Origin of the sequence: uncultured Caldilinea sp., from assembly GCF_937128415.1 — a bacterium.
Classification (GTDB): Bacteria; Chloroflexota; Anaerolineae; order Caldilineales; family Caldilineaceae; genus Caldilinea.
In genome coordinates this window covers 1-8,284 of record NZ_CAKZMJ010000072.1, presented here as the reverse complement: position 1 = coordinate 8,284, position 8,284 = coordinate 1, and the positions used below count along the sequence as shown (strand labels likewise).

Below are 8,284 nucleotides of genomic sequence, written 5' to 3'. Positions count from 1 at the left end.
CGCCAGCGCGTGCATATCATGGCCTTCGTCGGCACGCGCGTCATCACCGACCTGCGCAGTCAGCTCTTCCGCCACCTCCACAGCCTTTCGCTGAACTTCCATAACAACATGAGCGTGGGGCGGCTGATGAGCCGGCTGATCGGCGACGTGGGCGTCTTGCAGGAGTTCATCACCTGGTCGATCACGGGGCTGACGCGCTCGACGTTCAACCTGGTGGGCATTTCGCTGGCGATGATCTTTTTGGAGTGGCGGCTGGCGTTGACGGCTTTCGCCCTGTTGCCGCTGATGGTGCTGTTGACCAACTACTGGCGCAGACATGTGCGCGACGCCTATCGCGCCACGCGGCAGCGGCTCTCGATCATCAACGGCTTTCTCAACGAGTCGATCGCCGGCGTGCGCGTCACGCGTAGCTTCAACCAGGAGCGGCGCAGCTTCTGGCATTTCGACGACCTTAACCGCTCCTTCTTCGACGCCAATGTGCGCGCCACCCGGCTCTCCGCCATCTTTTTCCCCGGCGTCGACTTTCTCGGTTCGCTGGCCGCGGCGCTGGTGGTGGGCGTGGGCGGCTGGCTGGTGATGCGCGAGACGCTGAGCGCCGGCGTGCTGGTGGCGTTCGTGCTCTACGTCGAGCGTTTCTTCGATCCGATCCGTGAGCTGGCGCAACGCTACAACACCTTCCAGGCGACGATGGCCTCCAGCGAGCGCGTCTTCTCTCTGCTCGACACGCCGCCCGACCTGACCGACGCGCCCGACGCCGTGGACATCGGCCCGATCGAAGGTCGCGTCGATTTCGAGCACGTCTCCTTTCGGTACAAGGACAATGCGCCGGTGTTGGAGGATATCACCATCCACGCCGAGCCAGGCCAGCGCATTGCGTTGGTCGGTGAAACCGGCGCAGGCAAAAGCACCGTCATCCGCCTGCTGGCGCGCTTCTTCGACGTCACCGCCGGCGCAGTGATGGTGGACGGCCATGACGTGCGCCGCGTCACGCTCGCCAGCCTGCGCTCTCAGATGGGCATCGTGTTGCAAGACCCCTTCCTCTTCAGCGCCACCATCGCCGACAACATTCGCTACGGGCGGCTGGACGCCACCGATGAGGAAGTGATCGCAGCCGCCAAAGCCGTCGGCGCGCACGACTTTATCATGGCGTTGCCGGAAGGCTACGCCACGCGCGTGGAGGAGAACGGCGGCAACCTCAGCGCAGGCCAGCGCCAGATTCTCGCCTTCGCCCGCGCCCTGCTCGCCAACCCGCGCATCCTGATCCTGGATGAAGCCACCAGCAACGTGGACACCGCCACCGAGCAGATCATCCAGCGCGCTATGGACACGCTCATGGCCGGCCGCACCAGCTTCGTGATCGCCCACCGCCTGAGCACGATCGTCAACGCCGACCAGATCATCGTGATGGAGCGAGGCCGCATCGTCGAGCAGGGCAGTCACCAGGAGTTGCTCGCCAGGCGCGGTCGGTACTATCATCTCTACACCATGCAGTGGCGACGCAAAAGCGAGAGTGCGCCGGAAACGCAGGCGCAGTCAGAAAAACGCTGTGAGTGAAGCCGTCCGCACCCTGATCGTAGCCGAAGACCCACTGGCGCGCGCCGGGCTGGCGGCCTTGCTGGCGCAGACGGCGGGCGTCGTCGTCGCAGGACAGGTTGGCGAAGAAGAGGCCACAGCTGCTGCGCACGCCCTCGTCGGCGTAGAGGCCGTGCTCTGGGATCTGGGCTGGACGCCCGACGGCCATCTCTCGGCGCTCATCCAGTTCATCGAGGCGCACGCAACGCCGGTCGTCGCCCTGCTGGCCGACCCTGCGCTCGCCGGCGCCGTGCGGGCGGCGGGCGTGCGCGGGCTGCTGCGTCGCACGGCCCGCGCGGAACAGCTCGCGGCGGCGTTGCAGGCGGTCGTGTACGCGTTGGTTGTCTTTGACGAGTCGTTGCTGGCCGGCCCACCGACGGCAACGACTCTCCCTACGGTCGAACCGGTCGAACCGCTCACCGGACGGGAGTTGGAAGTGCTGCGCCTGCTGGCTGAAGGACTCTCCAACAAGGAGATCGCGCACGCGCTCGGCGTCAGCGATCACACCGCCAAATTTCACGTCAACGCCATCCTCGCCAAACTGGGCGCGCAGAGCCGCACCGAAGCGGTCGTCAAAGCCATGCGAGCCGGACTGATCTTGCTGTAAACGGCCTCGCTATGACGAATTGAGAGCGGGCTTCCTTTCAAAGAACTCAGGTGATTTTTATGATGGTTGTGATAAAAATTTAATCGACTCAATATCATCAGTTAATTTCATAGAAAGTTGCCAGACGAAAGCGGATCATGTACAATTTTGCACAATCCACAAGGGACTGACCGACTCGAGGGTGGACGAGGAGTCAACAGCTATCCTGTCGAACAAACGGACAAAGGCGGCGACCTGCACGGTGCGCTGCAAGCTGCAAACAAGGGATTCAGCTCTATGACGACAACCCCAGTAGCGCAATTTAGCGACCTGAAGCGAGAACAGCTCAGCCGATATTTGCACGACCGCATCCGGGTCCCCGAAGAATTGCAAGCCAATGTCATGGTCACCACGCTGGACAAGATTTACAACTGGAGCCGCAAGTCCAGCATGTGGCCGCTGCTCTTTGGCCTGGCCTGCTGCGCCATCGAGATGATCGCCACCGCCGCCAGCCGCTATGACCTGGCGCGCTTCGGCATGGAGGTGATGCGCCCCAGCCCGCGCCAGAGCGATCTGATGATCGTCTCCGGCACGGTGACCAAGAAGATGGTGCCGGCCATCGTGCGCATCTACAACCAGATGGCCGAGCCGCGCTATGTGTTGAGCATGGGCGCCTGCGCCACCGGCGGCGGCCCTTTCAAAGAGGGGTACACTGTGGTCAGCGGCATCGACAAATACATCCCGGTCGACGTCTACGTGCCCGGCTGTCCGCCTACGCCTGAAGCGCTGCTCTATGGTCTGATCAAGCTGCACGAAAAGGTCGAACGTCAGAGCATCACCACCGTGCCGTGGTATCGCAAAGGCGCCAGCGAAGCGGTGCCCGTTCCCATCCTGGGGCCGGACATCTTCGACCCGCGCAAGGTGCAGGTCATCAAGGAGTACACGCTGGGGGCGACTGCAGCGACCGGCGGCGCCGCCGCTGCGACGGGACGCCTCCAGCCGCAGCCCATTCCCGAAGATGTGAAAGCGCGCATTCGCGCGGCGCAGGCCAAATACCGGGCAATGAAGAAACAGCCAGCATAAACAGGGGGTTCTTTCATGAGTGAAGCCACAGTCGTTGCCGAAGCGCCGGCGATCGATCCCTCTCTTCCCTTCAATGACGCCGTCCCCGGCGCAGTGATCGGCGTGTGGGCCGAAGAGACCGACAAAGCCTATTTCGTGGCGCCGGACAAACTGCTCCCGCTGTTGACCCATCTGCGCGACCAGGAGCAGTATGACTTGCTCTCCAGCGTCACCTGCGTGGACTATTCCGCCTACAAGGGCAAGCTGCGCGCCGGTATCAGCGAGCGCTTCGACGTCGTCTATCACCTGTACAGCACGAAGAAGGGCGGCGGTCCGATTCGCCTTCACGTGCGGGTTCCGGAAAATGAAACCGTTCCCTCCGCCACCAGCGTCTATCCAGGCGCCAACCTGCAAGAGCGGGAGGTGTACGATCTTTTCGGCATTAAGTTCGAGGGCCATCCCAATTTGCGCCGCGTGCTGACCTGGGAAGGTTTCCACGGTCATCCCCTGCGCAAGGACTGGAAAGAGGCCTACTACGAAGAAGACGCCAAACCCTTCAAGAGCCGGCACCCGGGCGGCGGCTATCAGTGGCACGAGGACAAGCTGCCTTGGGGCGACAACAATACATACCCGCAAGGTTGGGATCCGGACTCCTGGAAAGAGCCGGTGACCTATGTGCCGGTCAGCCAGGCTCCTCATCATGGCTACGGCGAGCTGGACACCCAGTCGATCGTGATCAACCTGGGGCCGCACCATCCCAGCACGCACGGCGTCTTCCGCATGTTGACGCGCGTCGAGGGCGAAACCATCCTGGCGCTGGAGCCGGAGATGGGTTACCTGCACCGCAACCATGAGAAGATCGGCGAGCGCAACACCTGGCTGATGAATATGCCCTTCACCGACCGCCTGGACTACATCAACTCCATGAGCAACAACCTGGGCTATGCGCTGGCGGTCGAAAAGCTGCTCGACATCGAGGTGCCGGAGCGGGCGCAGTACATCCGCGTGATCATGGCGGAGTTTACGCGCATCATCAACCACACCTGGTCGATCGGCTTCATTCTCAACGATCTCGGCGCGCTGCAGACGCCCGCCCTCTACGCCATCGAAGAGCGCGAAATGATCTTGGACCTCTTCGAGGAGGTGAGCGGCTCGCGCATGATGTGCAACTACATGCGCTTCGGCGGCGTTGTGCGCGACCTGACGCCGGGCTGGGTGGATCGCGCCAAGTACCTGGCCTACGATCGCCTACCGCGCGCGCTCGACCAGCTGGATGAGCTGCTCAGCGGCAACGAAATCATCAAGGCGCGTGGCCGCGGGGTCGGCTATCTGTCGGCGGAAGATCTGATTGCCCTGAGCGTGACCGGCCCGATGCTGCGCGCTGCAGGCGTGCCCTACGACATCCGCAAGGTGGAGCCATATTGCATCTACGATCGCTTCGACTTCGATGTTCCCACCTTGCCGGAAAGCGATATCTACGCCCGCTACTATATTCGCCTGCTTGAAGCGCGCGAGAGCGTAAAGATTCTCCAACAGGCGCTGCGCGACATCCCGCCCGGCGAAGTGAACGCATACGCATCGGCCACGCTCAATCAAGGTTTTGGCACAATCATGGGCGGCAAGGGCGGCTACACCTTCCGCCCCAAGGAAGGCGAAGCCTATGCACGCATCGAAGCGCCCAAAGGCGAGTTGGGCTTCTTTGTGGTCAGCGACAACAAGCCCAACCCCTATCGCTACCACGTGCGCAGCCCCAGCTTCATCAACCTGAATGCGCTGGGGCCGATGTCGGTCGGCTACAAGGTCGCCGACGCCATCGTGATTCTGGGCGCCATTGACATCGTGTTAGGCGAAGTGGATCGATAAAGGACAATTCACCCCGCTGAGCGACGCAGCGTCGACCGTTGCGCACATGCGCCAGGACGCTCTCGCCGGACGAAGCAACCTTTGGAGGCACTGGCATGTTTGGCACTGGATTGCTAAAAGGGCTTGGCGTCACGCTGAAGCACTTCACCGAGACGTTTATCGACGACCGGCGCAAAGAGCCGAGCCGCTATGAGGGCAGTATTCAGGTGGACGAAAAACGGCGCATCATCCACCAGCCGATCTCGCAAGAAGGGCTGTTGACCATTCAATATCCCGAAGAGCGACGCTTGTTGCCGGAGCGCTTCCGCTATATCCCCATGTTGATCTGGGACACCGAGGCCGGCGAAGACCGCTGCACCGCCTGCGGCATCTGCGCCAAGGTCTGCCCGCCCCAGTGCATCTGGATCGTGCGCGATAGCGATGAGAACGGCAAACCGATCACGCGGCCGGCGGAGTTTTACATCGATGTGGCCGTCTGCATGAGCTGCAGCTTCTGCGCCGAGTTCTGTCCTTTTGACGCCATCAAAATGAATCACGACTACGAGCTGGCCGTCTACGACCGCTATCCCCAGCTTGTCTATGACAAAGAAGAGCTGACGGTGCCGGTCGAGTATTATGCGGCGCTCTGGCCAACCCAGTACGCCGCAGAAGAGGCGCAGCGCGCAAAGCAAAAAGAAGAAGAGCGGCGCCGCGAGGAAGAGAAAAAGAGGGCCGCGGAAGCCAAAGCCCAGGCGCAGGCGGCGGGCGGCGAGAGCGGCGCAGCCAAACCCAAACGCAGCAAAGAAGAGCTGGAAGCGCTCAAGGCGCAGGCCGCCGCCAAGGCTGCAGCCCGCAAAGGCGGCGAGAGCGGAGAAGGCGGCGCCGAAACGGAGGACGCTGAAGCCGCCGCCAAGCGAGCGCGGCTGGAGGAACTGAAGCGCAAAGCCGCAGAGAAAGCCGCCCAACGGAAAAAAGAGAGCGGCGAATAGAAACCGTTTTCTGAAGCGCCCCTTCAAGTTCCCGGCGAGCTTTATCTGCACATCAACCTGTGGTACACTAAGCCAGATTTATCGTTCGATGAATCTGGCTTTTATTTTGGTTCGAGAGCTGCACTTCAACGGATGGCGTTGACGCGCGATCGATTCATTCTGGTCAAAATCACAGGGAGGATGAACCATGTCGCTCACGATTACCTGGTATGGACACGCCACCTTTGGCATCGATGTCGATGGCGCTAAAATCATCGTCGATCCATTCTTGAAGCCCAACAACCCCGTGGCGCCGGTCACTGCGCAGGAACTGCTGGCGGATTTCATTCTGGTGACCCACGGCCACGGCGATCACGTGGCGGACCTGGTGATACTCGCCAAACAGACCGGCGCGCAGGTCATCTGCAACTTCGAGATCGCCACCTGGTTGGGCCGCCATGGCGTCGATAAGGCGCATGGCATGAACACCGGCGGCAGCTACTCCTTCCCCTTCGGCCGCGTCAAATTGACCATCGCCCATCACAGCAGCGTGCTGCCCGATGGAACCTACGCCGGCAATCCCTACGGCTTTTTGATTCACTGCAACGACGGCCATGACCTGTACATCGCCGGCGACACGGCGCTCACCTACGATATGAAATTGATCGGCGACTTTGGCGGCGTCGACGTGGCGATCCTGCCCATCGGCGACAACTACACCATGGGGCCGGACGACGCCGTCATTGCAGCGCAGTGGGTCAAAGCGAAGCACGTCATCCCCTGCCACTACAACACCTTTCCGGTGATCGAGGTGGACGCCCAGGCGTTCGCCAAGAAGTTGATGCGCGAAGCAGGCATCGACTGCACGGTGCTGGCGGTGGGAGAGTCGATTTCGTTCTAGAGTGGAAGGCTCCTATGGCGACCATTGTGAGTGTTGCAGCGCTCTTGCTGGCGCTTCTTGCGCTTGCCTACGCCTGGAAATTACAGCGAGAGCTCGACGCCGCCCGCGGTCGACTCGACCGTTACAACCGTGCGCTCTTCAAAGTCGAAGAGTCGATGCGAACGCTGCGCGAGCAGCTGGAGGAAACCACAGCGCGGCTACGCGTCGAGCTTCTGCAACGCACCGGCGACGCCCGCTTTACGCCGGAGATGACGGTGCGCGAGGCGCTGCTGCTCCATCCCCAGGCGCAGCAGATTCTGGCCGGCTTTCATCTGGGAGGGTGCAGCAGCTGCGCCGTCGAGCCGGACGCGACGCTCGCCGCGCTTTGCGCCAGCCGCGGCGTCGACGCGGCCGAGCTGCTGGCGAACTTGAATCAACTGCTTGGCGCACGTGAAGACCACAACGGACTTGGACCATTTCAAAGGGTCAAAGTCCCAAACGTGCACCTTGAGATCGAGTGAGGAGTTGACGAACGGTTCTTTTGGGAAGGAATTTGAATCTTCTATGTCCGAGATTAGCGAGTTTGGCGTCCACACCAAGGCGGAGCTGCTCTTTCCGGCGCATCTGATCCCCAGCCTGCGCGACCTGCGCGGGGAGGAATGGCGGGCGCTGGTCGATCGCGTCGCCGCCTTGCCGGAGACGCATCCCGACAGCCTGGCTTTCGTGCTGATGATGATCGAGTTGGATGGCTGTCTGCGCTGCAATAGCAACAACTACAAATTCCTGCGCGGCTGTTATCTCTGCGCCACGCAGACGGTGCAATCCTTCAAAGGCACCGATCAGGATTTGCTGAAATTATACGAGAAAGCGCAGCAGGAACTGAGCACCCATCTTCAGCACGGCGCGCGCCCCGGCGAGCTTTCGCTGGCGGCGTGAGGTCGACGCGTCATCCTCTTGCATAGCCGCAAGGACATGAACTACGAAGCTCAGCCAGCCGCCGCCGACGCCGTGCGCATCGCCGTCGTCGGCGGCGGGGTGACCGGCCTGACGGCTGCGTATGACCTCACCTGCGCGACGAGCGAGCGTCGCTTCAGCGTCACGCTCTTTGAGAGCGCCTCCTATTTGGGTGGGCTGGCCGCCGGTTTCAAGGGACGCCCCGAGTGGGATTGGCCGCTTGAACATTTTTATCATCATCTCTTCCTCTCCGACCGCGCCATCCTGGCCCTGCTCGACGAGATCGGCTTTCGGCGCGCGCTGAAGACCTACCGCCCTAACACCGCCATTCACACCCAGGGGCGAAACTATCCGCTCGACAGCGTGAGCCGCGTGCTGCGCTTTCCGCTCATTCCTTTCATCGACCGGCTGCGCATGGGG

The 8,284-nt window shown here is 61.8% G+C and carries 9 protein-coding genes and 1 pseudogene; all 10 read left to right on the top strand.

Annotation, left to right across the window (positions count from 1 at the left end; all coding sequences use genetic code 11):
• The coding region (locus Q0367_RS13905; RefSeq protein ID WP_298982929.1) for an ABC transporter ATP-binding protein at window positions 1-1,554 on the top strand (1,554 nt) is incomplete at its 5' end.
• Window positions 1,547-2,179 carry a response regulator transcription factor gene (locus tag Q0367_RS13900; protein ID WP_297640566.1) on the top strand — a complete coding sequence of 211 codons (633 nt, stop codon included), beginning with the start codon at window positions 1,547-1,549 and terminating at the stop codon, window positions 2,177-2,179. The genes Q0367_RS13905 and Q0367_RS13900, both read left to right, overlap by 8 nt.
• A 276-nt stretch (window positions 2,180-2,455) precedes the next feature.
• Entirely contained in the window at window positions 2,456-3,241 is a 786-nt protein-coding gene (locus Q0367_RS21135) for an NADH-quinone oxidoreductase subunit B (protein WP_333889669.1), read from the top strand.
• A gap of 15 nt (window positions 3,242-3,256) precedes the next feature.
• Window positions 3,257-3,739 (top strand): annotated as a pseudogene (locus tag Q0367_RS21130) (NADH-quinone oxidoreductase subunit C); the annotation flags it as partial.
• Between the two features lie 195 nt (window positions 3,740-3,934).
• Window positions 3,935-5,083, top strand: a complete 1,149-nt coding sequence (locus tag Q0367_RS21125; RefSeq protein WP_363325874.1) for an NADH-quinone oxidoreductase subunit D — start codon at window positions 3,935-3,937, stop codon at window positions 5,081-5,083.
• A 95-nt stretch (window positions 5,084-5,178) separates the two neighbouring features.
• Entirely contained in the window at window positions 5,179-6,051 is an 873-nt protein-coding gene (locus Q0367_RS13885) for an NADH-quinone oxidoreductase subunit I (protein WP_297640561.1), read from the top strand.
• A 187-nt stretch (window positions 6,052-6,238) separates the two neighbouring features.
• Complete coding sequence (locus Q0367_RS13880) at window positions 6,239-6,931, top strand: metal-dependent hydrolase (protein WP_297640558.1); 693 nt, start codon at window positions 6,239-6,241, stop codon at window positions 6,929-6,931.
• Window positions 6,932-6,945: 14 nt separating this feature from the next.
• Window positions 6,946-7,431 carry a hypothetical protein gene (locus Q0367_RS13875; protein WP_297640556.1) on the top strand — a complete coding sequence of 162 codons (486 nt, stop codon included), beginning with the start codon at window positions 6,946-6,948 and terminating at the stop codon, window positions 7,429-7,431.
• Between the two features lie 43 nt (window positions 7,432-7,474).
• Window positions 7,475-7,846 carry a hypothetical protein gene (locus Q0367_RS13870; RefSeq protein WP_297640553.1) on the top strand — a complete coding sequence of 124 codons (372 nt, stop codon included), beginning with the start codon at window positions 7,475-7,477 and terminating at the stop codon, window positions 7,844-7,846.
• A gap of 36 nt (window positions 7,847-7,882) precedes the next feature.
• A partial coding sequence (locus tag Q0367_RS13865) for an FAD-dependent oxidoreductase (protein ID WP_298982925.1) occupies window positions 7,883-8,284 on the top strand: 402 nt, incomplete at its 3' end.